18 protein-coding genes and 4 tRNA genes are annotated in these 25,079 nt (G+C 64.0%); 10 read left to right on the forward strand and 12 right to left on the reverse strand.

Annotated features, from left to right (window positions below; all coding sequences use genetic code 11):
• The first annotated feature begins 122 nt into the window (after nucleotides 1–122).
• Both ACQ6S1_RS02580 and ACQ6S1_RS02585 read left to right on the forward strand, forming a co-directional pair.
• The gene (locus ACQ6S1_RS02580; RefSeq protein ID WP_445039592.1) at nucleotides 123–1,946 is read left to right on the forward strand and encodes an ABC-F family ATP-binding cassette domain-containing protein; all 1,824 of its coding nucleotides are present in this window, start codon (nucleotides 123–125) and stop codon (nucleotides 1,944–1,946) included.
• A 34-nt stretch (nucleotides 1,947–1,980) separates the two neighbouring features.
• Nucleotides 1,981–2,877 (forward strand): NAD(P)/FAD-dependent oxidoreductase, encoded by an 897-nt coding sequence (locus ACQ6S1_RS02585; RefSeq protein ID WP_445039593.1) that lies wholly within the window; start codon nucleotides 1,981–1,983, stop codon nucleotides 2,875–2,877.
• On the opposite strand, the gene lipB is transcribed toward ACQ6S1_RS02585, so the two are convergent.
• Entirely contained in the window at nucleotides 2,870–3,592 is a 723-nt protein-coding gene (lipB, locus tag ACQ6S1_RS02590; protein ID WP_445039594.1) for a lipoyl(octanoyl) transferase LipB, read from the reverse strand. The two genes, ACQ6S1_RS02585 and lipB, sit on opposite strands and share 8 nt — an antisense overlap.
• 134 nt (nucleotides 3,593–3,726) lie before the next feature.
• Here lipB and ACQ6S1_RS02595 point away from each other — a divergent pair.
• Both ACQ6S1_RS02595 and ACQ6S1_RS02600 read left to right on the forward strand, forming a co-directional pair.
• A tRNA-Leu gene (locus ACQ6S1_RS02595) sits at nucleotides 3,727–3,811 on the forward strand.
• 149 nt (nucleotides 3,812–3,960) lie between these two features.
• A complete protein-coding gene (locus ACQ6S1_RS02600; protein ID WP_445039595.1) occupies nucleotides 3,961–4,248 on the forward strand; it encodes a hypothetical protein in 288 nt (95 codons plus the stop codon).
• Nucleotides 4,249–4,315: 67 nt separating this feature from the next.
• Here the strand turns inward: ACQ6S1_RS02600 and ACQ6S1_RS02605 are convergent, their stop codons facing one another.
• From ACQ6S1_RS02605 to ACQ6S1_RS02615, 3 genes are all read right to left on the reverse strand, one after another.
• Complete coding sequence (locus ACQ6S1_RS02605) at nucleotides 4,316–5,068, reverse strand: ATP12 family chaperone protein (RefSeq protein ID WP_445039596.1); 753 nt, start codon at nucleotides 5,066–5,068, stop codon at nucleotides 4,316–4,318.
• Nucleotides 5,061–5,741, reverse strand: a complete 681-nt coding sequence (locus ACQ6S1_RS02610; RefSeq protein WP_445039597.1) for an HAD-IA family hydrolase — start codon at nucleotides 5,739–5,741, stop codon at nucleotides 5,061–5,063. The genes ACQ6S1_RS02605 and ACQ6S1_RS02610 overlap by 8 nt, the downstream gene beginning before the upstream one ends.
• 152 nt (nucleotides 5,742–5,893) lie before the next feature.
• Nucleotides 5,894–9,205: an autotransporter domain-containing protein gene (locus tag ACQ6S1_RS02615; RefSeq protein ID WP_445039598.1), complete on the reverse strand. Its 3,312-nt coding sequence runs from the start codon at nucleotides 9,203–9,205 to the stop codon at nucleotides 5,894–5,896.
• A 369-nt stretch (nucleotides 9,206–9,574) separates the two neighbouring features.
• Here ACQ6S1_RS02615 and ACQ6S1_RS02620 point away from each other — a divergent pair, with 369 nt between their 5' ends.
• Complete coding sequence (locus ACQ6S1_RS02620) at nucleotides 9,575–9,868, forward strand: hypothetical protein (protein ID WP_445039599.1); 294 nt, start codon at nucleotides 9,575–9,577, stop codon at nucleotides 9,866–9,868.
• 49 nt (nucleotides 9,869–9,917) lie between these two features.
• Here ACQ6S1_RS02620 and ACQ6S1_RS02625 read toward each other — a convergent pair whose 3' ends face one another.
• Nucleotides 9,918–11,501: a catalase gene (locus ACQ6S1_RS02625; protein ID WP_445039600.1), complete on the reverse strand. Its 1,584-nt coding sequence runs from the start codon at nucleotides 11,499–11,501 to the stop codon at nucleotides 9,918–9,920.
• 100 nt (nucleotides 11,502–11,601) lie between these two features.
• Between ACQ6S1_RS02625 and ACQ6S1_RS02630 the strand changes: the two genes are divergently transcribed.
• On the forward strand, nucleotides 11,602–12,528 hold the full coding sequence (locus ACQ6S1_RS02630; protein ID WP_445039601.1) for a LysR substrate-binding domain-containing protein: 927 nt from the start codon (nucleotides 11,602–11,604) through the stop codon (nucleotides 12,526–12,528).
• A gap of 107 nt (nucleotides 12,529–12,635) precedes the next feature.
• Here ACQ6S1_RS02630 and ACQ6S1_RS02635 read toward each other — a convergent pair whose 3' ends face one another.
• From ACQ6S1_RS02635 to recJ, 3 genes are all read right to left on the reverse strand, one after another.
• On the reverse strand, nucleotides 12,636–14,006 hold the full coding sequence (locus ACQ6S1_RS02635) for a GntP family permease (RefSeq protein ID WP_445039602.1): 1,371 nt from the start codon (nucleotides 14,004–14,006) through the stop codon (nucleotides 12,636–12,638).
• A 255-nt stretch (nucleotides 14,007–14,261) separates the two neighbouring features.
• Nucleotides 14,262–14,336, reverse strand: a tRNA-Glu gene (locus ACQ6S1_RS02640).
• Between the two features lie 96 nt (nucleotides 14,337–14,432).
• Entirely contained in the window at nucleotides 14,433–16,247 is a 1,815-nt protein-coding gene (gene recJ, locus ACQ6S1_RS02645) for a single-stranded-DNA-specific exonuclease RecJ (RefSeq protein ID WP_445040244.1), read from the reverse strand.
• 111 nt (nucleotides 16,248–16,358) lie between these two features.
• Here recJ and ACQ6S1_RS02650 point away from each other — a divergent pair.
• Nucleotides 16,359–16,450 (forward strand) — tRNA-Ser (locus ACQ6S1_RS02650).
• Between the two features lie 114 nt (nucleotides 16,451–16,564).
• Here the strand turns inward: ACQ6S1_RS02650 and ACQ6S1_RS02655 are convergent.
• Both ACQ6S1_RS02655 and ACQ6S1_RS02660 read right to left on the reverse strand, forming a co-directional pair.
• Entirely contained in the window at nucleotides 16,565–16,915 is a 351-nt protein-coding gene (locus tag ACQ6S1_RS02655; protein ID WP_445039603.1) for a VOC family protein, read from the reverse strand.
• A 137-nt stretch (nucleotides 16,916–17,052) separates the two neighbouring features.
• Complete coding sequence (locus ACQ6S1_RS02660) at nucleotides 17,053–17,814, reverse strand: SDR family NAD(P)-dependent oxidoreductase (protein WP_445039604.1); 762 nt, start codon at nucleotides 17,812–17,814, stop codon at nucleotides 17,053–17,055.
• A 137-nt stretch (nucleotides 17,815–17,951) separates the two neighbouring features.
• On the opposite strand from ACQ6S1_RS02660, the gene ACQ6S1_RS02665 reads away from it, so the two are divergent.
• From ACQ6S1_RS02665 to ACQ6S1_RS02675, 3 genes are all read left to right on the forward strand, one after another.
• Nucleotides 17,952–18,548 (forward strand): TetR/AcrR family transcriptional regulator, encoded by a 597-nt coding sequence (locus ACQ6S1_RS02665; protein ID WP_445039605.1) that lies wholly within the window; start codon nucleotides 17,952–17,954, stop codon nucleotides 18,546–18,548.
• 166 nt (nucleotides 18,549–18,714) lie between these two features.
• On the forward strand, nucleotides 18,715–21,288 hold the full coding sequence (locus ACQ6S1_RS02670; RefSeq protein WP_445039606.1) for a ribonucleoside-diphosphate reductase: 2,574 nt from the start codon (nucleotides 18,715–18,717) through the stop codon (nucleotides 21,286–21,288).
• A gap of 106 nt (nucleotides 21,289–21,394) precedes the next feature.
• Nucleotides 21,395–21,469, forward strand: a tRNA-Thr gene (locus ACQ6S1_RS02675).
• Between the two features lie 6 nt (nucleotides 21,470–21,475).
• On the opposite strand, the gene ACQ6S1_RS02680 is transcribed toward ACQ6S1_RS02675, so the two are convergent.
• Together ACQ6S1_RS02680 and ACQ6S1_RS02685 are read right to left on the reverse strand one after the other, a co-directional pair.
• Nucleotides 21,476–21,925, reverse strand: coding sequence for a YqaA family protein (locus ACQ6S1_RS02680; protein ID WP_445039607.1), 450 nt, complete (start codon nucleotides 21,923–21,925; stop codon nucleotides 21,476–21,478).
• Nucleotides 21,922–25,008: a PAS domain S-box protein gene (locus tag ACQ6S1_RS02685; protein ID WP_445039608.1), complete on the reverse strand. Its 3,087-nt coding sequence runs from the start codon at nucleotides 25,006–25,008 to the stop codon at nucleotides 21,922–21,924. Before ACQ6S1_RS02685 ends, ACQ6S1_RS02680 begins: the two co-directional genes overlap by 4 nt.
• Nucleotides 25,009–25,079 lie beyond the last annotated feature (71 nt).

Raw genomic sequence — 25,079 nt, forward strand, 5'->3', positions numbered from 1 at the left:
GATCGCACCTTATGGGTGTAACTTAGCGGCAACATAACCAAATAAGTGTACGCGCGGCCGATCTCGCGCGTCTGACGCGTCCTTTGCTTGCCCTTCGGCCCTGCCCTCTCTAATCCGGGCGCATGGCTCCCCCTCTCCTCTTCCTCCAGAACGTGGCCCTGACCTTTGGCGGCACGCCGCTTCTGGAAAGCGCCGATCTGTCGATCTCCGCAGGCGAGCGCCTGTGCCTTGTCGGCCGTAACGGCTCGGGCAAATCCACGCTGCTGAAAATCGCGGCGGGTCTGATCGAGCCGACGGACGGCACGCGCTTCGTGCAGCCGGGCACAACCCTGCGCTACCTGCCGCAGGAGCCGGACTTCGCCGGATTTACGACGACGCTCGCTTATGTCGAGGCCGGATTGAACCCGGGAGACGATGCCTATCGCGCCCGGATGCTGCTGGAGGATCTCGGCCTGACGGGCGAGGAAGACCCGACGCGCCTTTCCGGGGGTGAGGCGCGGCGCGCGGCTCTGGCCCGGGTGCTCGCGCCGGAACCCGACATCCTGCTGATCGACGAGCCGACCAACCATCTCGACCTGCCCGCCATCGAATGGCTGGAAGGCGAGTTGAAGGGCCTGCGGTCGGCCATCGCGCTCATCAGCCATGACCGCCGCTTCCTGGAGAACCTGTCGCGGTCCACCGTGTGGATCGATCGCGGCCGCACGCGCCGGCTCGACCGGGGCTTCGCGTTCTTCGAGGCCTGGCGCGACGAGGTGCTGGATCAGGAGGAGCGCGACCGCCACAAGCTCGACCGCAAGATCGCCGACGAGGAGCATTGGCTGCGCTACGGCGTGACGGCGCGGCGCAAGCGCAACGTGCGGCGGCTGGAGCAGCTCGGATCCCTGCGCACGGAATATCGCGAGCACCGCAGATCGGTCGGCGACGTGAAGCTGGCGGTCACGGAAGGCGGCGTCTCCGGCAAGCTCGTCATCGAGGCCAAGTCGATGTCCAAATCGTTCGGTGATCAGGCGATCGTGCGGGACTTTTCGATCCGCGTGGCGCGGGGCGACCGGCTTGGACTTGTCGGGCCGAACGGTGCCGGCAAGACGACGATGATCAACCTGCTGACGGGCGTGCTCGCTCCGGACAGCGGCGTTGTGCGGCTCGGCGCCAGCCTCGAAATGGTGGGCATGGACCAGAAGCGCGCCAGCCTCGACCCGGCCTGGACGCTGCGCGAAGCGCTGACCGGCGGCAGCGGCGACACCGTGTTCGTCGGCGGCCAGACCAAGCACGTCATGAGCTACATGAAGGACTTCCTGTTCGCACCGGAGCAGGCCAATTCACCCATCTCGCGGCTGTCCGGCGGTGAGCGCGGCCGGCTCCAGCTGGCGCGCGCCCTCGCCCAGCCCTCGAACCTCCTGGTGCTGGACGAACCGACCAACGACCTCGATCTCGAAACGCTCGATCTCCTTCAGGAAATGGTCGCCGATTATCCCGGCACGGTCATCCTCGTCAGCCATGACCGTGACTTCCTCGACCGCACCGTGACATCCGTTGTGGTGGCGGAGGGTGACGGACACTGGGTGGAATATGCCGGCGGCTATGCCGACATGCTGACCCAGCGTGGCAAGGGCGTCGAAGCCAAGCGCGCGGCAGAGCGGGCTTCTCCCGCCGCAAAGGCATCCACCCCGCCTCCCGCCGCGCCAAAGCCCACAGGGAAACGCAAGCTCTCCTTCAAGGACCAGCACCGGCTCGACACCGCTCCGCAGCGGATCGAGACCCTGCAGGCTGAAATCGCGCGGCTTCGGGGGATGCTCGATGATCCCGGCCTCTATGCGCGGGATGCCGCGCTGTTCGCCAAAACCAGTGACGCACTGGCCAAGGCCGAAGCGGACCTTGCCGCGGCCGAGGACGACTGGCTGGAGCTGGAAATGATGCAGGACGAAATGGGGCGCTCCGCCCCCTGATGGAACGTTCGCGCGGCCGCGCCGTTTCGGCCGCATGTATGATGCCATCATCGTCGGCGGCGGACCGGCCGGAATGAATGCGGCGCTCGTTCTCGGGCGCTGCCAGCGAAGCGTCCTGCTCTGCGATCTCGGAAAGCCACGCAATGCGGTTTCGCGCGGCGTCAACGGCTTCATCACCCGGGATGGAGCCCTGCCTTCCGAATTGCGCGAGATCGGACGTGCGGAGCTGGCCCGCTATCCCAGCGTGGAGATACGGGAGGTCGGCGTCGAGGATGTCGAGTTCGCGCTCGATGGTTTCGACGCCATCCTCTCCGACGGCACCCGCGAACGCTCGCGCCGCATGCTGCTGGCGACCGGCGTGGCCGACAGCATGCCGGACATTCCGGGCTTCGCCGAGCTCTACGGGCACGGTGTCTTCAACTGCCCCTATTGCGACGGCTGGGAGCAGCGCGGGCGACGCTTCGTCGTGTATGGCCAGCACAATAACGGCGTGAATTTCTCGCTTCAGCTGAAGCGCTGGTCCGACGATGTGATCCTGTGCACGGACGGCCCCTGCGGCATCAGCGACGACGAGCGCGGCCTTCTGGAGCGCAACGGCGTGACCATCCGCGAAGAGGAGATCGCCCGGCTGGAGGGCGATTCGGAGACTCTGTCGGCCGTCCATTTCCAGACGGGAGAAACGCTGCCGCGCGACGCGCTGTTCTTCATCACCGGCGCACAGCTCAATTGCGGCCTTGCCACCAAACTGGGCTGCGAACTGACCGAAAAGGGCGTGGTGCGAACGGTGGGCAACGAGAAGACCAACGTGCCCGGCCTGTTCGTGGCCGGCGATGCCTCCCAACGGGCCCAGTTTGCCGTGGTGGCGGCGGCGGAAGGAGCGCTCGCGGCGCTGGAGATCAACAATCAGCTGACGCGCGAGGACCTCAAATAGCGCTCGAGTTCCCGTCGTCGATTCGCAGGAAACAGCCGAACACCTCCTGAAATGCGTCCGCGAGCGCAGCGTCCGAATCTTCCATGCCGACCGGCCTTCCGAGGTCCACGAGGCTGGTGACGCCCGGACCGCGGATTCCGCACGGCACGATTCCGGAATAATGGCCGAGATCGGGCTCCACGTTCAGGCTGATGCCGTGGAAGCTGATCCAATGACGCAGCCGCACGCCGATGGCGGCGATCTTGTCCTCGTCCCCCAGGCCTTTGTCGGGGCGGCGCACCCAGACCCCGATCCGGCCATCGCGCCGTTCACCCTCGACATTGAAGCGGGCGAGCGCGCGGATAATCCATTCCTCGAGGCCCGCGACGAAGGCGCGCACGTCCTGCCCCCGCGCCCGCAGGTCCAGCATCACGTAGACGATTCGCTGGCCAGGACCGTGATAGGTGAACTGCCCTCCCCGGCCGGTCCGGTGCACGGGGAACCGCCCCGGCTCGAGCAGATCCGAATCACGCGCGCTGGTTCCGGCGGTGTACAGCGGCGGATGTTCCAGCAGCCACACGAGTTCGCGGGCACGCCCGGAGGCGATGGCCTCGACCCGCGCCTCCATCTCGGCCACGGCCTCCGCATAGGGAACGAGTCCGGTGCTGACGCGCCATTCGGGAAGGGCTCCGTCGGAGCGCCGGAGGTTCGAGAGAGGGATTTCAGGCGCGGTCATCTGCCATTCAGGTTGGGTGTGGAACAACGAACCTATGGCATATCGCTCAAACGCCTGCATATCTTCGCCGGAAGCCCTTGTGGCACCGACACCGATTTGTTACAGACGCGCCGCTGGCCGAGAGGTTAGCTTTTGCGGTCGTGGCGGAATTGGTAGACGCGCAGCGTTGAGGTCGCTGTGGGGCAACCCGTGGAAGTTCGAGTCTTCTCGACCGCACCACAACATGATGAAAATCCTCATGGTGACGGAACGGCGGCCTCGTGCCGCCGTTGTCGTATGCAGTTCACCTAAACCTGATTGGCGTCGGCACACGGATCGATCAATTCTCCCGCCGGCTCCATCTTCCTCTCATCTGCTGTGGGATAATTATGCTTCGTAAGACTCTCATCATCGCCGCCCTGCTCGTCGCCCCGGTTCCCGCTTTCGCCACCAAGGCCGACGCGGACGCCTGCGCCAAGAACCTGAAGGGCGACGCGCTCAAGGCGTATCGCGAAGCGGTTGTCCATGTCGTCAATGGCAGCACGCTGGAACAGGCCTTCACCAAGGCTCTCAAGCCGAAGGTCGATAAGGGCCAGATGGAAGAGGATTATGCGCGTCGAATCGGCCGTGAAGCCGGCGATTGCGCCCGCCTCGTCCATCGCGAAGCCGGCCGCTAAGCCTAAAAGCTCTCTGAAAGACCTCCGGCCGCCCTGCGCGCCGGAGGTCTTTTTTTATGCGTTGCCGCTAGCGTGACAGACTGAGGATGCGTGCTGCCGCCTGCATCTCCTCGAACCGCCGGGCGCGGCGCAGTTCGGCCTCCTCGTCACTCCCCCAAAGCTCATTGGTCCAATCCTCGTCGACATGGGCCGCCGCCCACGCCTCTTCGACCGGCAGATGCCCGCGCAGCAACGCCAGCGCCAAAAGCGACGAGCCCGTCAGGGTCGTCGCCACATGCGTGGCCGCCAGCCGAAACACGTCGAGGTCCTCAAGCGCGCGCTCGACGGCGCGCACGGCATCACCGGGCTGATCGGTGAACATCACACCCTCGGCCAGCACGAAGCGGGCGCCAAGATCGTCACGCGCCCAGGCGAGCACCGGGTCCCACGCCCGGCTTTGCCGCTCCACGAGCCGCTCCGGGCCTTCGGCGCGGTAGCAGAGCAGGTCCGACCCCGCATATTTCACGATTTCAGCGCGCACCGATTCGACCTCGCGGGCCACACCGTCGATGGCGGAGTTCACGATGCGGCTGAGCGGCATGGTCGAGGGATTGATGAATTCGGCCTGCGCGGCCCATTCCCCGGCCAGCGCCTCGCTCAGGGCCCTCCATGGGGTCGCGACGATCGTGCGCGCCGGCGTGCGGACGGGGCGGCCATCAAGCAGCACGGCGAAACCTTCATCGGCGGCCTGAACCGTGGCGTTCTCGTAGAACCGCTTCGCCAGGCTCGGCTGCATCAGCCGCCGCGCCTGGGTCATCGCGTCTTCACGCTCTTCAGTCATGGACGTTCTCCCGAACGGGCGGCGCGTCGATGGCCGCGATCAGCTGGTCGAAAGTGTCGAGCACGCGTTCGGCGCCGACAGCCGTCAGCTGGGCGCTGGCATGATAGCCCCAGGACACGCCGATGGCCCGCGCGCCGGCGGCCCGCCCCATCTCCATGTCGTAGGTGGTGTCGCCCAGCATGATGCTGCGCTGCGGCAGGATGCCCGCCTCGGCCGCCGCCGTGAGGACCATGGACGGATGAGGCTTGGACGGGTGGTCGTCGGCGGTCTGGACCGTGACGAAACGCCCGTGCAGATCGTGCAGATCAAGAATGGCGCGCACGCCGCGGAGGGATTTCCCCGTGGCGATGCCGAGCATGATGTCCTCGCGCTGCGCAAGTGCGTCCAGCGCGGCGAGCGCGCCGGGAAACAACGGTTCCTCATGCTCGCGGCTGGAGCGAAGCTCGAAGAAGGCGTTCTTGTAGGCGGCCGTGAGGGAGGCCGGGAGCGTCTTCGGCTCTTCCTTGCAAAGCACGCCCATGGCTGTCTCCAGCGACAGACCGACAATGGACAGGATGTCGTCGCGGGCTGGCGCCGGCAGGTCATGGGCGGCGAACGCCCGCTCCATAGCGGCGACGATCATGTGCTGGCTGTCGATCAGGGTGCCGTCGACATCGAAAATAACAAGCTGCATGGCGTGGGTTTTATCCCGTTTTCACGCCAAAGACAGTGCCGTCCGAAGCAGCTGTCTACTCGGTACCTGTATCGCTTTCCAGGACAGATGAGGCCGCCGCAAATGAAAAGGGGCCGGCGCAAAGGCCGGCCCCTTTCGTCATTCTCGTGATCTTACCACTGATAGCGAACGCCGCCCTTGACGGAAGCCGCCTCGTAATCGTCGTTGAACTTGTAGGACCCGGCAACCTGGCCCGACCAGCCCGTGAGGCGGCTCGCCACGCTGATCGTGCCGCCCACTTCGCCATAGACATCTTCCGGACCCTGATCGACGACGTCGAAGCCGCCAAGCCCGGTCAGGCTGACCTGGTTTTCGCCCTCGAACTCGTTCCAGGCGCGGCCCGTCACGGAGAATTCCACGGTGCGGACCATGTCCTTGTAGATATTGCCGCCGACCTTCAGGCCGATACCGCCGCGCAGGCTTTCGGCATCGTTCTGGAAGTCAAGACCGGCGACATCGTCGATATCGGTCTGGGCATAGGCCAGCACGGCATTCGGCTCGACGAAGAAGCGTTCGAACCACACACGGTATCCGGCCTCGAGCGTGCCGCCGATCGTGGTGGCATCGGTCGAAACATCGCCGAACACGCCGCCCGCACCTTCGATATCCAGGAAATCGGCCTTGATCGTGGCGTCCACGAAGAAGGCGCCCTTGATGAAGCTGGCATAGCCGCCCACCGTGAAGCCTTCATAGTCGATCGAGGAGCCGCCGACATTGAAGTCGAGGTCGGAGGCCAGATAGCCGGCGAACACACCGCCGAGAAGCGCGTCGTTCGGAGACCACAGGCCCTCGCGGCCGAAATCGATGCCGGCCGTCATGCCGTAAATGTCCTGGCTGAAGCCGGTGTCGAACGCGGCTTCGAATCCGGGGATACCCACGATATCGGCACCGCTGGTGCTGTCCTTCTCGACCCAGCTGCCGAAGCCGCGAGCCCAGAGGCCAGGCGTGACATTGCCGGCCGTCGTGGTGGGCGCAGGGCCGCTCGCCGGTAGGTCTGCGAGTTCCGCACGGCTGTCCACGCCAGCCATGATGAAGTTACGAAGGTCGGCATGACGATCGGAGTAGATGGCCGTGGTGTTGTGCCAGATCTCCTGAGCGCCGGTGATGATGGAGGCGGCCTGGAAGCCCTCCACGTCAGGCACACCGATCAGCGTGATGTCGCGCTGGGCCGCGCCGAGGCTGCCATCGCCGTCCCGCTCCACCAGTCCGTAGATGTAGAAGCCCTTATCGATGACGCCGCGGCTGTCGTAATTGGTCGATTCCTCGTCAATGAAGAAGTTGTCCAGGCTGACATTGCCGCTGGCCACGCGAACCAGCGGAATACCATCGGCATTGAAGCCGCCTCCGCTCGTGGGTTCATGGTCGACGATGAGAAGGCTGGTCACGCCGCTTATGACGGCGTCGGCATCGACAAAGTTGACCACGTCGGCCGAAGAATTGCCGGCCTCGCCAAGGCGCGCATCGAGTGCGATGCGGCCGAAATCACCCTCGTAGCTTCCGGAAATGTTCAGAACGTCGTTCTCGACGCCGCCGAAGCCCGAAAAGTCATTGTCGAGAAGGCTGATCGTGCCTTCGTTGTAGAAATATTCGAGGCCCGTGAAAGACGTGGTTTCACCGACACCCACCTCAAACGCGGCAGAAATCAGACCGTAATTGTAGAACTCGTCTCCGTCGCTTGTCTCGCCGACGGTGCCTTCACCGAAATCGCTGGTGCCCCGCGTCACCCATTGCCCGTCATTGACGAAGACGTTGGCTTCCTCGCTGTCGAGCTCGATCCGGCCGATCAGCAGACCTTCATTGACATATTCGCCGCCAGCACCCGGAAGGCTGCCCTCGCCGTCGGTATCGCCGCTCGCATACAGAGCGTAATCCTCAGCCGAGGCGCCCAGGTCTGCCGCGCTGCCCTCGCCGTTCTGGTAAGAGATCAGCGCATTCACAGCGGCGAGGCTCCCGATGAAGCCTTCATTGTAGAGCTCCACACCGTCGGAACCGGCCGCTGTCCTGATCCGCACAACCGCCTCTTCCAAGCCCGTTCCAGCGCCGATGGCCAGCGAAGCGTTGTAGATCTCGGTCTCACCGGACCCGAGATTGATCGCCATCAGTGCCGAATCCGACAGGGAGAAGGCTCCCTGGGAGGTAGGGCCGAAGAAATCCGGAAAGCCTACGCCGTCGCCGTAATTCTCGATCGTGACATCGCCATTGCCGGCCAGAACCTCGGCACGGATTGCCACTCCCTCAGCGAACACGCTGCCGTAATTTTCGACGTAAACGTCGCCGGTGGTGCCTGTGTCATCGACGCGGGCGAGGATGCCGCGGTCGCCGGCCTGGATATATCCGCCGTTCACGACCCCGACGTCACCGTCTCCACCGGTCACTGCCCGGATGCCATCGCCGCCCGCGAGGATGCCCGAGAAGGCTTCCTCATCGACAGCACCGGCATTGACCACCACGATATCGCCCCCCTGGGACGACACTTCGATGCCGTTATCGCCGGCCTGGATGAAGCCTGCGCCCTCCTCGCTTTCGCCGTTGTAAACGACGACGGAGCCGGCGCCTTCCTGATCGATGTCGATGCCATCGTCGTCGGCGTAAATCGTGCCGCCACCGATGTTTCTCACGAGGATTCCCGCGCCGCCAAACTCGGGGCTCGGGGAATTGGCTTCTATCTGAATGCCGTCGTCCCCAACCGGGGCCGGCACCTCTTCGCCCTCACCGAGTGGGCCGCGAATAAGGCCGCGATTGGTAACTTCGATCGCCCCGACGCCTTCCGAGGCGGTGCCGAACGTGTTTGCCTCGACATAGATGCCGTCGCCGGCGGAATAGATCTCGGCGCCCGACGCGACATCGATCTGAACCGCGCCATCATCCGTGCGCGCGTAGATGCCGTTCTCTTCTCCGCTGACCACGGCGCTGTCTTCGAGCGTGATGCTGGTGAGACCGTCTCGGGCGCCGGTGAGGATGCCGCTTCCGGTGGTTCCGGTTACAGTCCCGGCCACATTGGCGGTAACGGTATTCTCGCCGATCACCTGGAGGTTGATGCCGTTCAGGCCGGTGACCGTGGTGCCAGCCGCGACATTTGCTTGCGCATTGCCGGCGGTCGATCGCGCGAAGATCCCGTTGCTGCTGACCGCATTGACCGAACCGGTCAACACCGAGACCGAGACGTCATCATTGCCGATCACGCGGATGGCGGCGTCGCCGCTCGTGCTGGTGATGCTGGGCGCGGAGGGATTTCCAGACTGATTCCCGACGACGACGTTGAGATTGCCTGCAAAGCCGGCGCCGTTGGTGAGGGTCACGCCGCTGGGCGCGCTCACCGTAATGCTTTGGATGCCAAGGAAGAGTTCGCCGCGATTGCTGTAGACGATGTTGTCGCCCGGGCCGGTCAGATAAGTACCGGGGTCGCAGATCACCGAGCCGGCCACAATCGGTCCGCACTCATTCGCCGCTCGAGCAGGCTGCACAAAAGCATTGCTGGCGAGCACACCCGCCGTCAAAGCCGTTGCCAGCAGCAACGTGTTCTTGCGAGACGACTTTTTCCCCAACCGACCTATGATCATAAGTTCTACCCCCAAAGTATGAGATCCATATCCTTGGAGTTGCGCCTACCGCAATTGAGGTATCCACTGGCGCCTTATTCGCGACAAACATGTGACACGTTTGACACAATCTCAGGTTTCGTCGTGATGGATTGTTCTACCGTTGCAAGCCGAACACGCCCTCCGGAACCATGTTCATCGCTGTCCGCTTTCTAACGAAGCCCTGGAACGATCAGGTATGCGAAGGAGCAGCGCATGAGCGATCCCGCAATACGATCACACCCCGAACAATTGCGCGCCGACATCGACAAAGGGCGCACCGGCGACAAGATTGCAGGGAGCGACCCCGCCGCATCCCCTCTCGGCACGGACGAGGAAGCGGCCGGCACGCCGCCGCCTTCCGACGCGGTAAGCGACAGCCGTGCGAACGAGATCAAAGGACTGGCGCAGCGCCCGCCGGAAGCCCTGCCAAATTCTGGATTGATGCACTATTGGCCCTGGATCGCGATCGGCATCGTGGTCCTGATCGCAATCATCGTGATCCTGTAAAAAAGCCCGCCATAAAGGCGGGCTTTTTCGTTTCGTCAGGTCGAGTGGATCACTCCGCCGCCTGGTTCTCCAAGGTGCCATCCGTATAGGTCGGCGCTGCACGGTTCTCGCCCGGATTGGGCTGACCCGGCAGAGGCGACAGGGCCTTGGCCTTTTCAAGATCGAGGCCGACACCTTCCGCGACGCGGCGACCGTAATCCTCGTCGGCATGCCAGAAGTGCCACACCATCCGCAGTCCCAGTTCCTCGGGGCATTGCTTCAGATCGCCGACCAGATTGGCGATCAGGTCCTCGCGCTCCCAATCCTCAAAAGTGCGGTAACGCTCGCCAGCCTGCGCATAATCATCGGAAACGCGGGTGGGCTTGTAGCGTCCGACATGGCCCTCGACGAACTGGCGGTATTCCTCGTCCCGTCGCGCGGCTTCCTTCAGGCCGTTGCCGAGATAGGACGGCTCGTAATTGACGTGCTTCGACTCGCCGCCCTTATCGACATAGAAGGCCATCTGGCCGTCGCGCTGGTTGGTCGCGAACGGGCAGCCGACCTGCGGCGCGTTGATCGGCAGCTGCAGATAGTTCGGACCGACGCGGTAGCGCTGGGTGTCCGAATAGCTGAGCGTGCGGCCCTGCAGCATCTTGTCGTCGGAGAAGTCGATGCCGTCGACCAGAACGCCGGTGCCGAATGCGGACTGCTCGACTTCCGCGAAGAAATTGTCGGGCACGCGGTCCAGCACCATGCGGCCGACCGGCAGCAGAGGGAACTCGTCTTCCGGCCAGCGGCGGGTGTCGTCGAGCGGATCGAAGCTCAAATGATCGTTCGGGCCGTCCGGCATGATCTGCACGCAGAATTCCCATTCCGGGAAATTGCCGGCGGTGATGTTGTCGTACAGGTCGCGGGTCGCGTGGCCGACATCCTTGCCCTGGATCTCGGAGGCCTGCTGCGAGGTCAGGTTGCGGACGCCCTGCTTGGGCTGCCAGTGGAACTTGACGAGATGGGCGACGCCCTCGGCATTGACCAGCTTGTAGGTGTTGACGCCCGAGCCTTCCATCTCACGATAATTCGCCGGAATGCCCCACGGCGATTTCAGCCACGTGACCATGTGGATCGATTCCGGGTGCGCGGCGATGAAGTCGTAGAAGCGCCATGGCTCCTGGCGGTTGGTCACCGGATCCGGCTTGAAGGCGTGGATCATGTCCGGGAACTTGATGGCGTCCCGGATGAAGAAGATCTTGAGGTTGTTGCCGACGAGGTCCCAATTGCCCTCGAGCGTCTTGAACTTCACCGCGAAGCCGCGCGGGTCGCGCTCGGTCTCCGGGCTTTCCTTCGCGCCGGCGACGGTGGAGAAGCGCACGAACATCGGCGTCTTGACGCCGGTCTCGTTCAGCACGCGGGCACGGGTGTATTTGGAGGCCGGCTCGTCGCCGATCGTGCCATAGGCCTCGAACCAGCCATGGGCGCCGGCACCCCGCGCATGCACGACGCGCTCCGGAATACGCTCGCGGTCGAAATGCGTGATCTTTTCGATGAACTGATAATTCTCGAGCGTCGCCGGGCCGCGCTCGCCGACCGTGCGCATGCTCTGATTGTCCCGGACAGGATGACCCTGCCGGGTCGTGAGGGTTCGGTTGTCACTCATGCCGCGCTCCTTTGAATTGGAACACCTACAATATCCGTTCTTTGTGATAGGAGAAATACAAATATCCTCCTAGACTGATAGGATCACCCTATGGCGTTGCATGAGCTTTAGCGGTCTTTCCCTTCGTGACATCGAATATGTCGTTGCCATCGCCGACGCCGGCAGCTTCACCGCCGCAGCCGAACGGTGCGGCGTGTCTCAGCCCTCGCTGAGCGGGCAGATCCGCAAGGTCGAGGCGCAATTGGGGGTGCGCATCTTCGAGCGCACGGGCCGGGATGTGCGCGTGACGGCAGCCGGGCATCGTCTGATCGAGCAGGCTCGCACCGTATTGGGTGAGGCACGCCGCCTGTTCGACATCGCCCGCACGTTGAATGACCCCCTCTCCGGCCCGCTCCGGCTCGGCGTGATCGCAACGCTCGGCCCCTATCTGGTGCCGCATCTGCTGGGGCCGATCAGGGAGCGCTTCCCCGATCTGCGCCTCATCCTGCGTGAAGGGCTGACGGCAGAACTGAGCGCACTTGTGACGAGTGGGGAGATCGACGCCGTGTTGCTGTCGCTTCCGGTCGAAGACGATCGACTGACGGCATTTCCGATTCTGTTCGAACGATTTATCGGAATTTGCTCAACTGGATCGTCGTTTGCGCACCAGTCCAGTCTCAGCCTCGACGATCTCGATACCGACGATCTTCTCCTGATGGATGAAGGCCATTGCATCCGGGATCAGGCGCTGGCGCTGTGCGCCCGACCCCGCGCCTCGCGCAGCGTGCGCCATGCGGCCAGTATCGAGACCTTGCGCCATCTGGTGGCCGCCGGCGCGGGCCATGCACTGATGCCCGGATTAGCCGTGCGCCAGGACCCGCTGCTGGATCCGCACATCGCCTATATCCCGCTTTCGGATCCCAGCATCGGACGAATGATCGGACTGGCCTGGCGCAAGACCGACGTGCGCGGCCCGTCCTTCCAGGAACTCGGTGCCTTTATCGCAGGGCTCGGCATCGGGAAATCCGCAGAGCACGCCGCGCCGTAAGCCGCCATACTGGAATCGATGACGGGCGCCGGCTTCGACGGCCGGCGCCCGTTGTGTACTCGCTGACCGGCCTGAGGTGGCCGATCAGGATGTTTCAATGCCGCGTCTCAGAGGATCACAAAGCTCAGCGCCCACACCGCAGCCATTGCGAAGATGCCCTGGACGAGGGTTCCGCCGGTCTGCGCCTTGAACGCCGTCGGCAGGGTGAAGCGGCTAAACTGCGACACGACCCAGAAGAAGCTGTCGTTGACGTGCGAAACCGTCATGCCGCCCGCGCCGATCGCCATCACCGTGAGAACGCGGCCCATTTCGCTGTCGAGGCCAAGCTGCGGCAGAATGGGCGCGACCAGAGCCGAGGTCGTGATGAGCGACACTGTCGTCGAGCCCTGAGCGCTCTTGAGCGCGGCCGCCACCACGTAGGGCATGAACAGGCCGAGTCCGAGAGCCGACAGGGTTTCACCGAGATAGGTGCCCAGCGGAGACGCGCTCAACACAGCGCCGAAAGCCCCGCCCGCACCCGTGATCAGCAGAATGGGGGCCGCGGCGATGAGGCCTTCCTCGACCTGATCGGCGAATTTCTGTGCCCGGTTGCCAGGCTTCAGCAGCGGCAAGGCGACGACGAGCCCGATCAGAAGCGCGAGAATGGGATGGCCGATGAACATCAAAGCCGCTTTCAGAGATCCGGCTCCGAAGAAATTGGCCGGGAAAGCGGCGATCGAGCCCAAGCAGATCAGGAGAATCGGAATGACGATGGGGGCGAAAGCGCGGGTCGCACTTGGGATCTCGCCGTACTGCGCGCGCAGGGCCTGATAATCGATATCCGGATCGGTGAGCTCGCTGCCCTCGCCCGTCTTCAAATACAGATGGTCGTCCTTCCGCAACCAGATATTGGCCCACAGCAATCCGCCGAGCGCCGACACCGCCGCGACGACCAGACCGACGAGAATGACGAGGCCGAGGTTGTTGGCGAGGCCAAGATTGCCGGCCGCGGCGATCGGCCCAGGCGTCGGAGGCACGAAAGTGTGCGTCGCATACAGGCCGGTGGACAGCGCGACGCTCATCGCAACGATGGAGACCTTCATCCGCTTGGCGAGCGCATTCTTCAGCGAGTTCAGAATGACGAAGCCGGAATCGCAGAACACGGGAATGGAAACGAGATAGCCGATGATCGAGACGGTAAGCGTGGGAAACCGCTGACCAATCAGCTTGATCACGCCCTCGGCCATGCTGATGGCCCCGCCGGACTTCTCCAGGATGACGCCAATGATCGTGCCGAGCGCGATCACGATGCCGATGCCGCCCAGCGTGTTGCCGAAACCGGTGCCGATCGTCTTCGGAAGGTCGTTCAGGGGAATGCCGTAAGCCAAGCCGCCCATCAGGGCCGCGAGCAGAAGCGCCACGAACGGGTTGAGCTTCCCCCACGCAGTCGCGACCACGATGAACGCGATGAGGGCAATCAGAATGAGGATGAGGGACATCGAAACACCAGGGATGGGCCGGTAAAGCCGCCACCGAGCCAGGAGGATTGACCCGGCTTAACCGATGGGTCCTCGCCGCGCCTATTCGCATTTAGGAGATATTGCGGCGATCCAATGACAATTTCGCGAGTATCACGTCATCAGTTCGTTCGCGAGGCGGATGTTCGGCGGACGCGGTTGCGCAATGCCCGCTACTGTCTCACCCAAGGTGGGAAGTTCCCCACCCATTGGAATCACAACGATTTCTGGAAGTGATGGCGCGCCCTACGGGAGTCGAACCCGTCTTTTCAGCGTGAAAGGCTGACGTCCTAACCGATAGACGAAGGGCGCGAAGCGCGGGCCCTTATAGGACCAGGTTTGCGCCGGGCGCAACGGCTGCGGCGGGGGTTCGGTGTTGAAAAACGCCGCTTCCGTGAATTTTTTATCTCAGTCCTCAGCGACGGCCGCGTCGATGACGCGCAGGCTGACGCGGCACCGTCCGCCCCATTCGTCCTGCTGCACGCCTCCGGCGATATGCAGACGCCGGCCCCGCGACGCCAGCAGCGATTCTCCCAGCGGGCGCCCGAGCGCGCGGAACGCGATGGCCTCCGCGCCTGTCCCGTCGTCCGCCTTCAGGCGCAAACGCAAATGCGCGGTGCCGACCGGCTCCGCCGAGGTCAGCGTGTGACGCGGCAATGCCAGAACGGGTTCGGGATTCCCCGCGCCGTAAGGACCCGCTTTGGCGAGGTCTTCGCAAAGGCCCGATTGCAGCCCGCCGGCACTAACCAGCCCATCGATCTTGAGCAGCGCAGAGCCGCGGGATGCCGCGACGGATTCTTCCAGCTCCGAATCCATGAAGGCCGAGAACGCATCCAGTCCGCCGGTGGCGATGGTGATGCCGGCGGCGGCGGCATGCCCGCCTCCCTTGACCAGCAGCCCCCGATCCACGGCCTTGCGAACGGCCGCGCCGAGATCCACGCCCGGCAGGGAGCGCCCTGAGCCGGTGCCCTTGCCGTCCGCATCCAGCGCGATGGCGAAAGCGGGCCGCTGGCAGCGTTCGGCAAGTCGGGCGGCGACCAGCCCGACAATGCCGGGATGCCAGCCCTGCCCGGCGACGATCGTAACGGAGCCGGCAGGCGCCGAATCGGCCTGCTCCATGGCCTCGGCGAGCACGGCCTGCTCGATAGCCTGCCTCTCGCGATTGAGATTATCGAGCTCTTCCGCGATGACGCGCGCCTCGACCTCGTCGTCGCACATGAGAAGGCGCGCTCCGAGATCGGCTCGGCCAATGCGGCCGCCCGCATTGATGCGCGGACCGAGCAGGAAGCCGAGATGATACGGACTGGGCTGGCCGCGCATGCCCGCCAGATCGGCCAGAGCGCGCAGGCCCGGACGGCGGCGCTGGCCCAAAGCCGCGAGGCCCTTGGCGACGAAGGCTCGATTGACGCCTTTCAGAGGCACGACATCGGCGGCCGTGCCGAGCCCGACGAGATCGAGCAGCGCCAGCAGATCCGGCTCGGGGCGCGTCGCGGACCAGAAAGCACGCTGCCGCAGCAGCCGGCTCACCGCGATGATGGTGAGGAACACGACTCCCACGGCGGCCATGTGCTGCTGCCCGGACAGATCGTCCTGACGCTGCGGGTTCACCAGCGCCACAACTTCCGGCAGCGTGGCGCCGGTGCCGTGGTGATCGAGAACGACGACGTCGAGCCCCAGCGCGCGCGCCTCATCGAGCGCGGAATGGCTCGTCGTGCCGCAATCCACCGTGACGAGAAGACGGGCCCCGCCCTCCGCCAGCCGGGCGATCGCCTCGGCATTGGGGCCGTAGCCTTCGAAGATTCGGTCCGGGATGTAGATCGTGTAGGGCGTGCCGGCGGCCCGCAGCAGCGAGGCCAGCACGGCCGAGGACGTGGCGCCGTCGACATCGTAATCGCCGAAAATGGCCACATGCTCGCCGGCCTCGATCGCCTGCGCCAGACGCTCGGCCGCTTTCTCCATGTCGGTGAGCGTATACGGCTCAGGCAGCATGGTGCGCAGATTGGGTGTGAGATAGGCGCCGACCTCGTCCAGCCCGACACCGCGGGCGGCCATGATATCGGCCACGAGCGAAGACAGACCGTGGCGCTGCGCCATGGCCAGCGCGACGGGCCTCCGGGCCGGGTCCAGGCGCGGCACCCAGAGGCGGCCGGAAAACGAATCCCGTACGCCGAGGACGACGTCAGGATCGGCCTCGGTCACACGTCGATCAAGCAATGCGGACATGGCGCGGAGCATGCCCCGAGTCGTCATTCGAACTCAACAGAAGCAGGCCCGATGATTTCGCTGCAAAGCCGCGTTGACCGAACCAGCGTCACCTTGTACCAAGCACCTGCCGGAGACGTGGCCGAGAGGCTGAAGGCACTCGTTTGCTAAATGAGCAGACCCCTAAAAGGGTCTCGAGGGTTCGAATCCCTCCGTCTCCGCCACTTACCTCTGTTCTTGCAGAAAGCATCGAGCCGGGTTTGGCTTCACTCGCTCGCGGCGGCGCAGCGCCACTCAGCAGCGTCGCCTCGCGGCCTGACCAGCTCAGCGTGAACGCGCTATGCCTGCGCTTCGGTGATGTGCCAGAGCACGCCCGAAGGATCGTGTAGAAAGCCGACGATCAGACCCCAAGGTTGCAATGCCGGCGGCGTCGGCGATCTGGTTCCGAATTGCTCGGCAGCATGTGCAGGATCGTGTTCCTTCCACCATGCGTCGGCGTCTGGAACAGTCATTTGCAGCATGAAATTGTTCGCCAGTTCCTCCATGTAGAAATTCTGCAGGATGAAGCTGTCATCGCCGTTGGACATGACAGCGATTCTTCCGTCTGCGTACGTGGTTTCGAACCCGATGGCTTCGTAGAACTGCCTCGACCGTTCATGATCCTTGGAAGGCACAAAGGGTCGAAGCATGAAATTACCTCAGCACTGACGCCGGGACACGGTCGAAACGACCTCTTGAGGGATAGAACACGCGTGTGTTCACGTCCATCATGAGGCCGGTGCAGCCGAGGCCTGTTGGAGGCCTTGGCCGTCATCCCTCCCCGAGTTCAGATGCCGAAGCCGCCGGCCACGTTGATCGTTTCGCCAGTGATGTAGCCTGCTGACGGGCCGGCAAGGAAGCACACCACGTCTGCCACCTCATCGAGGGTCGCGATGCGGCGGATCGGATGCAGATCCAGAATGGCGTCCAGATTCGGAAGCTCGCCGGCCACCTCGGCCGCCATGTCGGTGGGCATGATGCCGGGCTGGACGACATTCACGGTGATGTTGCGGAGCCCGAGATCGCGCGCGACGCCCTTCGCATAGCCGGCCAGCGCCCATTTGGTGCCCGCATAATCGGCAACGCCCGGGAACGGAACAGTGGAACCGAGGCCGGACCCGATGAACACGATGCGGCCGCCATCGGTGAGTTTGGGTGCCGCGGCGCGGGTATTGGCGATCGTGCCCAGCACGTTCACCTGCCATTGTCGATTGTATCGGTCTCCATCGAGCGTCGGATCGTCCACCCGATGACCCTGGATGGCGATGCCAGCATTGTTCACGAGGATGTCGAGCTTGCCGAACTCCGCGATGACCGCATCGATCAGCTGCTGAGCCGAGGACAGATCGGACTGATCGCTCTTGATGGCGATCGCACGCACCCCTTTCGCCTTCACCTTCTCCACCACGGACTGAGCCTTGTCGGCCGATGCGGCATAGCTGATCGCGACATCCGCGCCGAGAGACGCGAACGCTACGGCCAGTTCAGCACCGAGGCCGCGCGAGCCTCCGGTGATCAGCACGGCCTTGCCCTTCAATGTGTTCGACACGGAAATTCTCCTACCAATCCCCGATGGCAAGATTGCCAAAGACGTAACGACTGTTACGATAATGATCGGTATGGAATGATGACACGGAAGGCAAGCTGTTTAATAATGAGGATTATGAAAAAGACGGAGATCGTGTGATGGGCCGCCCGCGCGAATTCGACGTGGATAAGGCGCTTGATGCCATGCTGCGCGTGTTCTGGCGCAAGGGGTATGAGGGCGCCTGTTACACGGACCTGACCAAGGCCGCCGGCGTGGAACGCCCTGCCCTCTATTCCGCATTCGGCAACAAGGAGGAATTATTCCGGCGAGCCCTCGAGCGCTATCGCGAGCGCTATTTGGACTATTTCCCGGCCGCGCTTCAGCTTCCCACAGCGCGGGAAGTGGCCGAGCACATCCTCTACAGGGCGATCGACCTCAACACCCGCTATCCCGATCACACCGGCTGTCTCGGCATCAACGGGGTTCTCGCGGGGTCCGACGGATCGGAGCCCGTCCGCAAAGCGCTGATCGACGCTCGGGCATCGGGCGAGATGCAGCTTCGAGAGCGTTTCGAACGGGCAAAGGCGGAGGGCGACCTGCCCCACACCGCGAGCCCCGAATGTCTTGCGGCTTTCCTGATGACCGTTCTTCATGGGATGGCGGTGCAGGCCAAGGCCGGCTTCAGCCGCGACATTCTGGAGGCTGTGGCCGAACAGGCGCTTTCGACCTGGCCAAAAGGGAAATCCACGCCGTGAGGCACAATGGCGTAAGGCCACCCGAAGCTTGGAGCCGTAGGAAAATTCCGGGTCAACGCCTTCATCATGCTGCATGATATCGTAGGTATATTACGTAGCACCACAACATCTTGATTATTAGTAGAGCCGAGGCCTAGGCTGCGCCGTTCCCAACGGGAGAATCGCCATGCCTCTTGCACCTGCTTCGTCGTTTCGTCCTTTACACCCGGGCATGGGGGTGGCGGTGGCGGAGCGCACCTATCTGAGGCGGGTGCTGACGGACGATGCGCAGGCATTGCTTGACCGCGAAATCGCGCTGCACCCCAAGGATCCCGATCTCAAATCCTGGCTCGTGGCCCTCAACAATACGGGCGGTTTCTCAGTGCGGCTGGATGAGGCGGCTGCCCCTCGCGGGATGGCTCCGCCCACGCGATGGGAGAGCTGGGGAGAACTGGCTAGCCGTGTCGCGGAAGGAAATGTGTCACTCCTTTCGCTGACGAATGCCGCAGGCGTGCCGCACGAGCCCGATCCGGCGCGGCGCACGGCCGAAGCCACAGAGCTTCGCGATCTCATCGCCAAAGGCGCCGTGCTGATGTCCGGCCGGCACCTGCAACAGGGCGACGCACACCAGATGTCGCGGCCGCAGGAGGTGTTCACCAATTGCAGCACGGCGGCGACCTCGTTCGCGCTGTTCTACCTGCTGCTGAACGGCTCGGGCGTGGGGCGCTGCTACGATGACGATCTGATGCTGACGAATTGGGACCACATGCCCACCATTCGGGTGGTGCTGAGCGACACCCATCCCGATTTCGACCATTCGCAGCACACCTCCGTGCGCGATGCCCGCCACCTCTACGGCAAGGGTTCGAACGTGACCTGGTTCACGGTGCCGGACAGCCGCGAAGGCTGGGCCGAAGCGGTCGAGCTGCTGGAGATCATGACGTATCAGAAAGTGTTCCGGGACCATCTTCTGGTGCTGGACTTCTCGGAGGTACGCGGTCGCGGCGAGCCGATCATGGGCATGCAGGGCCGCCCGTCATCCGGCCCGGTGCCGCTGATGAATGCGTTCGAGAAGATCGCCAAGATCAAGGGTGCCGGTCTCGCGCCCTGGCGGCAGACCCTTTACATCGACCATTATCTGGCCGAGCCCGTTCTGGTGGGTGGCGCACGGCGCGCGGCCCGCATGTCGACCAAGCATTGGTCGGATCTGGAGGCCGTCGACTTCATCGAGGTGAAGCGGCCGATCGAATATGACGGTCTTTCCATGGATCAGGTCTTGGCCCTGCGCGAGCAGAGCCCTTTCCCGCCCATGGCCTTCCTGTGGTCGAGCAACAACAGCGTGACCGTGGACGCCGATTTCTGGCGGCGGCTTGCGCTGATGCCGGACGATGCAGACTACAATGCGCAGCTCACGCGCCACGCCCGGGCGGTGTTCAAACGCGGCGCGGAATGCGCCTATGGCGACGGCACGGGCGAGCCGGGCTTCATCAACGAGGATCTGCTCGTGAAGAACAACGCAGGCCTCGATGCCGACGTGTTTCGGCGCGGGGATTTCGTCGGCTCGGAACGCTATCAGGTCTCGGACGACACGCGGCTTTATCTGGCGCGGCTGGCCAGGATCGTCAGCTCCAAGAAGAACGGCTACATCGTCAATCCGTGCGGCGAGATCGTGCTGAGCGTATTGGGCGCATTCTGCGTCATCGCCGATGTGGCACCCTTCCATTGCGACACGATCGAGGAGGCACACACATCGGTGCGCACGGCGGTGCGGGCGCTGATGCGCGTAAACCTGATGGACAGCCTGTACTCGGCGGAGGTGCGGCGCACCAACCGCATCGGCGTGGGGCTGACCGGCGTGCACGAATTCGCGTGGAAGTTCTTCGGCGTCGGCTTTCGCGATCTCGTCGCGCCGGATTTCGAGGGCTACAACCGCGCCAAGGAAGCGCAGCCGGATAGAATCCGGCAGGACATCACGACCTATCTTCCCCGCATCCGCGCGGCAGCTTTCTGGGATGTTCTGGGGTCGCTGTCGCGTGTCGTCTATGACGAGGCCGTAAGCTATGCCGGGACGCTGGGCGTGGCGGTGCCGCACACCATGACCACGATCAAACCCTCGGGCTCGGTGTCGAAATTGTTCGGCCTGACGGAGGGCTGGCATCTGCCGTCGATGCTGCATTACCTGCGCTGGGTGCAATACCGGAACGACGATCCGCTGGTGGCCGATTACGCTGCGCTTGGCTATCCGGTGCGCAAGCTCGAGGTCTACAAGGGGCACACCATCGTCGGCTTCCCGACCTCTCCCACGATCTGCGATCTCGATGGCATCGAGCCGCACCTCGTGACCGCGGGCGAGGCGAGCATGGAGGAGCAGTTCGCCTGGCTCCGACTCGGCGAGCGCTTCTGGCTGGAAGGCTTCGACACCGCCGAATATCTGGCGGGAGACAAGCAGCGCCCGGCCTATGGCAACCAGATCAGCTACACCCTGAAATACCGGCCCGCGACGACCGGCTTTGCGGCCTTCGAGGAGATGCTGCGCGCCCATCAGCCCGGCATTCGCGCCTGTTCGGTCATGCCGCAATCGGACGATCTGACGGCGTACGAATATCTACCGGAACAGCCCGTTTCGAAGGCCGAATTCGAAGGCATCGCGCGGGCGATCCAGCGCTCGGCGATATCCGAGGACATCGGCCGGGAGCATCTGGACTGCGCATCCGGCGCCTGCCCGATCGAATTCCGCGAGGATGGAAAGCACGCGGCCTGAGAACCGGACGAAGCGCGTTGGGCCGCAGCATCCAACGCGTTTCCAACGCCGTCTTGTAAACGGACCAGTTGAAGGCCGCCTCTCCCTCTGCTAACTCGGCATCTGGGCCGGCGTAGCACAGCGGTAGTGCAGCGGTTTTGTAAACCGAAGGTCGGGAGTTCAATCCTCTCCGCCGGCACCAGACCTCTCAAGTCTGGAACCAGGTCAGCCCCGCGATGAGGACGAGATAGCGTCCGGCCTTCGCAATGATCACCAAAATCAGGAAGCGCAGGAACGGCGTGCGCAGCATGCCGGCGACCACGGTGATGGGATCGCCCACGATGGGCATCCACGACATCAGCAGCAGCCACGCGCCGTAGCGCTCGAACCATGCCGAGGCGGTCTGCAGGCGGCGCTCCGCGATGGGAAACCAGCGCCTTTCCCTCAATCGGGACACAGACCGCCCGACGTAGAAATTGAGGATGGAGCCCCCGACATTGCCAAGCGTCGCGACCACGAACAATATGCCCGGATGTCCCTTGCCCGCGGCGAGAAGACCGGCCAGCGCGAGCTCCGACGAGGCAGGGAGAAACGGGATGAAGGTGGCCGCCACAAGGGCCGCCACGAACAGCCCGGCATAAGCCGCGAGGTCGTTCAAGCGGTCACGTCGCCATCTGACTGAGAATTTGATCCCGGCGCATCGTGCAGAAGGCTTTCCACCTGCTGCGCAAGTTCCTCATCGCGAAACGGCTTGTGGAGGATCGGCACCCCGGAGACTTCCTCCAGCGCGCTCAGGTCCGCGTAGCCGGTCACGAACATCATGGGAATTCCGGGACGGCGCTTCTCGGCGGCGCGCGCCACTTCCGCGCCATTCATGCCCGGCATCGCGAAATCGAGCACGAGCAGCTCGATCAACGGGTTCTCCTCCAGCGCCACCAGCGCTGAGGGTCCGTTCGCCGCCTCGACGACATTGTATCCGAGCGCCTGAAGCTTCGAGGACGTGACTTCCCGCACCAGATCGTCGTCGTCCACGACGAGGATGCAATGCGCCTCGTCGCGCGGGGGCGTGCCCTCACTTCGAGGCTGCGGGATCTCGGTGGGCGCTGCGTTGGCGCGTGGCAGGAAAACCTGCACGATGGTGCCGCGCCCTTCCCGGCTGGCGATGCGGACGCCGCCGCCCGATTGCTTTGCGAAGCCGAGCACCTGGCTGAGGCCGAGACCGGACCCTTTTCCCACCTCCTTCGTGGTGAAAAAGGGCTCGAACACGCGCGCCATCACGTCCTCGCTCATGCCTGTGCCAGAATCGCTGACGGCGACCACGACATATTCGCCGGGCGACGGCTGCTCTGGCCTCACGGGCTGCTCGCGGATCACTTCGTTGGACGTGCTGACCCGCAGCAATCCACCGACCTCCATCGCATCGCGGGCATTGATGGCGAGGTTGAGGATGATGAGCTCGATCTGCGTCGGATCGACCAGTGCGGGCCACAGATTGTCCTGCAAGGCGATTTCGACGGCGACGCTTCCGCCCATCGAGCTTTGCAGAAGTTCGCGCATGCCGACCACGGTCTCGTTGAGATTGATGATCTTCGGCTCCAGCCGCTGGCGGCGGGAGAATGCGAGCAATTGCGCGACCAGCGATGCGCCGCGTTCGGCGGCCATTCGGATATTTGCGAGACGCCGGGCCAAAGGCCCTTCGGCGGCATGACGCTCGGCGAGCGCCACATTGCCGAGGACGACGGTCAGAAGATTGTTGAAGTCGTGCGCGACGCCGGACGTCAATTGGCCGACCGCTTCCAGCCTCTGCACCTGCCGCAAGGTGGCCTCGACCCGTTCCCGCTCCTCGATCTGCGTCAGGAGGAGCTTGTTCGCGGAAGCCAGTTCCACGGTGCGCTCGTCGATCCGCCGTTCGAGGAGATCGGCCGTCATCTTCGCTTCGGTGACGTCGATGTTGCAGCCGACATAACCGACGAACTCGCCGTCGGGCCCGGAAAACCGGGGCACCGCCTCGCAACGCAGCCAACGTGCATTGCCAGACCCGTCGCGCACCTTCATTTCGAAGCGCAGGGATTCATGGCGGGAAATGGCGGCGGCGACGTCCGGCCTTTCGAAGGGATTGCCGTCGGCGCCGACAATGTCCACCCAGCCCTGGGCGTAGAGATCAGCCGCCGGCCGGCCGAACATGCGCTCATGATAGGCGTTGGCGAAGGTGACGTTCCCGGCCGGGTCCGTCATCCAGATCAAAGCCGGCGCATTGTCTGCCATGGCGCGGAAGCGTTCCTCGCTCTCACGCTGCACCTCTTCGGCCGTGCGGCGCTCCGTAACGTCGAGCACCGTGCCGCTGAGCTGGAGGAGGCGGCTCTCCTCATCGAAAGCGCCCTTCAGCGAAGCATGGACCCAGGCTTCGCCCGCCCTCTCGGATCGACGGATACGGAATTCGAGATCGTGGGCACCTCCGTTGCCGGTCTCCACGAAAGCGCGATATTGCGCGAACACCGCGGCGCGATCCCGCTCCGAGATCTGTCGAAGGAACGTCCGGATCCCGACCTGGTCCGTGGGGGCAATGCCGAACACGTCGAACAATTCACGGGAGAAAGCGTGCTGCCCGGACGAAAGGTCGTAGTCCCAGATGCCCAGCCGGGTTGCCTGAACGGCCAGGCGCAGGCGCGTCTCGCTTTCGATCAACTCCGCACCGCGCGATTGCAGTGCTTGGTACGCATCTCGAAGCGCCTGGCCGACCGCATTCACTTCCTTGATACGGGTCCGGGGCGGATCAACGATCTTGCCCTGCCCAAGGGCCAATGCGGATTGCGCAAGGCCCTCGACCGGCCGCGAAATGCTGCGCGAAACCCAGCGCGACAACAGGGCTCCCAGCACGAGCAGTGCCAGACCGCCGCCGGCGGCGAGAGCGAGATTTCCCGTAATGGTGTTCTGCAGCAATTCGCGCGGGACGGAGACGCCGAACGTCCATCGGTAGACAGGGGAGCGACTGAACGCGACGAGGGTGGGCACCCCCTCGAACGAGAAGCTTTCCACAACGCCCCGATCAGCCTCCGCCAGAGCCGACAGCATGGGGCCGCTGACCTTGCTGCCCCTCACCTCCTCGCTGCGAAAACTGCGCGCGACGACGTTGTTGTCGCCGTCGATGATGTTGCCGACCCAGCCGGGCGGAAGGGATTGCTGCTCCAGCATGGAGCTGAACATCGATGGCCGCATCACGTACGACAGGAGGTACCTGTTCGATCCCACATCGACCGGGGTGTTGACCGTGATGATCTCCTCGCCCGTGAGCTGGCTGGACATCATGTTCGAAATGCTCGCGCCGTTGGTCATTTCGGTCCAGGGCCGCGCGCTGAGCGATACATGCGGCAGGTCGGCGCCCGGCGGAAAACGGGTGTTCACGAGGAGTTGGCCACGCGCGTCCATGAGCGTGACCCAGGCATGCCGGTCCGACAACGCCTCTCGGGCCTGCTGCTCGAACGCCTTCAGGTCCCCGGTCTTAAGGAAAGGCGACGTGGCCAGCACGCGGTTGAAGGTCGCCGCCTCGCCGATCTGCCGATCGACAACCAGCGACAGCGCCGTAGCCGTTTCGATGAGCTGACGCTCCGTCGCCGCCCGGGAATGACGATAGGAATCCCACAGCAGAAGCGCGCCGATCAAAAGACCGGGCACCAGCAGGCCGGCGGTCAGAAGGGCCAGCCGGCTGCGTATCGAGGTGGACAATTGGCTGCGGTCCGCCAAGGCACCACCTCTCCCAAGCTGCGATCAGGCGGCCAGCCTTACTGAGGCCGCTCAAAGGCGTCAATCACGAC

It is taken from the genome of Terrihabitans aquatilis (genome assembly GCF_052542005.1).

Coding starts and splice junctions, on each gene's coding strand:
- ACQ6S1_RS02580 (WP_445039592.1), top strand. CDS start 123: ATGGCTCCCCCTCTCCTCTTCCTCCAGAACGTGGCCCTGACCTTTGGC.
- ACQ6S1_RS02585 (WP_445039593.1), top strand. CDS start 1,981: ATGTATGATGCCATCATCGTCGGCGGCGGACCGGCCGGAATGAATGCG.
- lipB (WP_445039594.1), bottom strand. CDS start 3,592: ATGACCGCGCCTGAAATCCCTCTCTCGAACCTCCGGCGCTCCGACGGA.
- ACQ6S1_RS02600 (WP_445039595.1), top strand. CDS start 3,961: ATGCTTCGTAAGACTCTCATCATCGCCGCCCTGCTCGTCGCCCCGGTT.
- ACQ6S1_RS02605 (WP_445039596.1), bottom strand. CDS start 5,068: ATGACTGAAGAGCGTGAAGACGCGATGACCCAGGCGCGGCGGCTGATG.
- ACQ6S1_RS02610 (WP_445039597.1), bottom strand. CDS start 5,741: ATGCAGCTTGTTATTTTCGATGTCGACGGCACCCTGATCGACAGCCAG.
- ACQ6S1_RS02620 (WP_445039599.1), top strand. CDS start 9,575: ATGAGCGATCCCGCAATACGATCACACCCCGAACAATTGCGCGCCGAC.
- ACQ6S1_RS02625 (WP_445039600.1), bottom strand. CDS start 11,501: ATGAGTGACAACCGAACCCTCACGACCCGGCAGGGTCATCCTGTCCGG.
- ACQ6S1_RS02630 (WP_445039601.1), top strand. CDS start 11,602: ATGAGCTTTAGCGGTCTTTCCCTTCGTGACATCGAATATGTCGTTGCC.
- ACQ6S1_RS02635 (WP_445039602.1), bottom strand. CDS start 14,006: ATGTCCCTCATCCTCATTCTGATTGCCCTCATCGCGTTCATCGTGGTC.
- recJ (WP_445040244.1), bottom strand. CDS start 16,247: ATGTCCGCATTGCTTGATCGACGTGTGACCGAGGCCGATCCTGACGTC.
- ACQ6S1_RS02655 (WP_445039603.1), bottom strand. CDS start 16,915: ATGCTTCGACCCTTTGTGCCTTCCAAGGATCATGAACGGTCGAGGCAG.
- ACQ6S1_RS02665 (WP_445039605.1), top strand. CDS start 17,952: ATGGGCCGCCCGCGCGAATTCGACGTGGATAAGGCGCTTGATGCCATG.
- ACQ6S1_RS02670 (WP_445039606.1), top strand. CDS start 18,715: ATGCCTCTTGCACCTGCTTCGTCGTTTCGTCCTTTACACCCGGGCATG.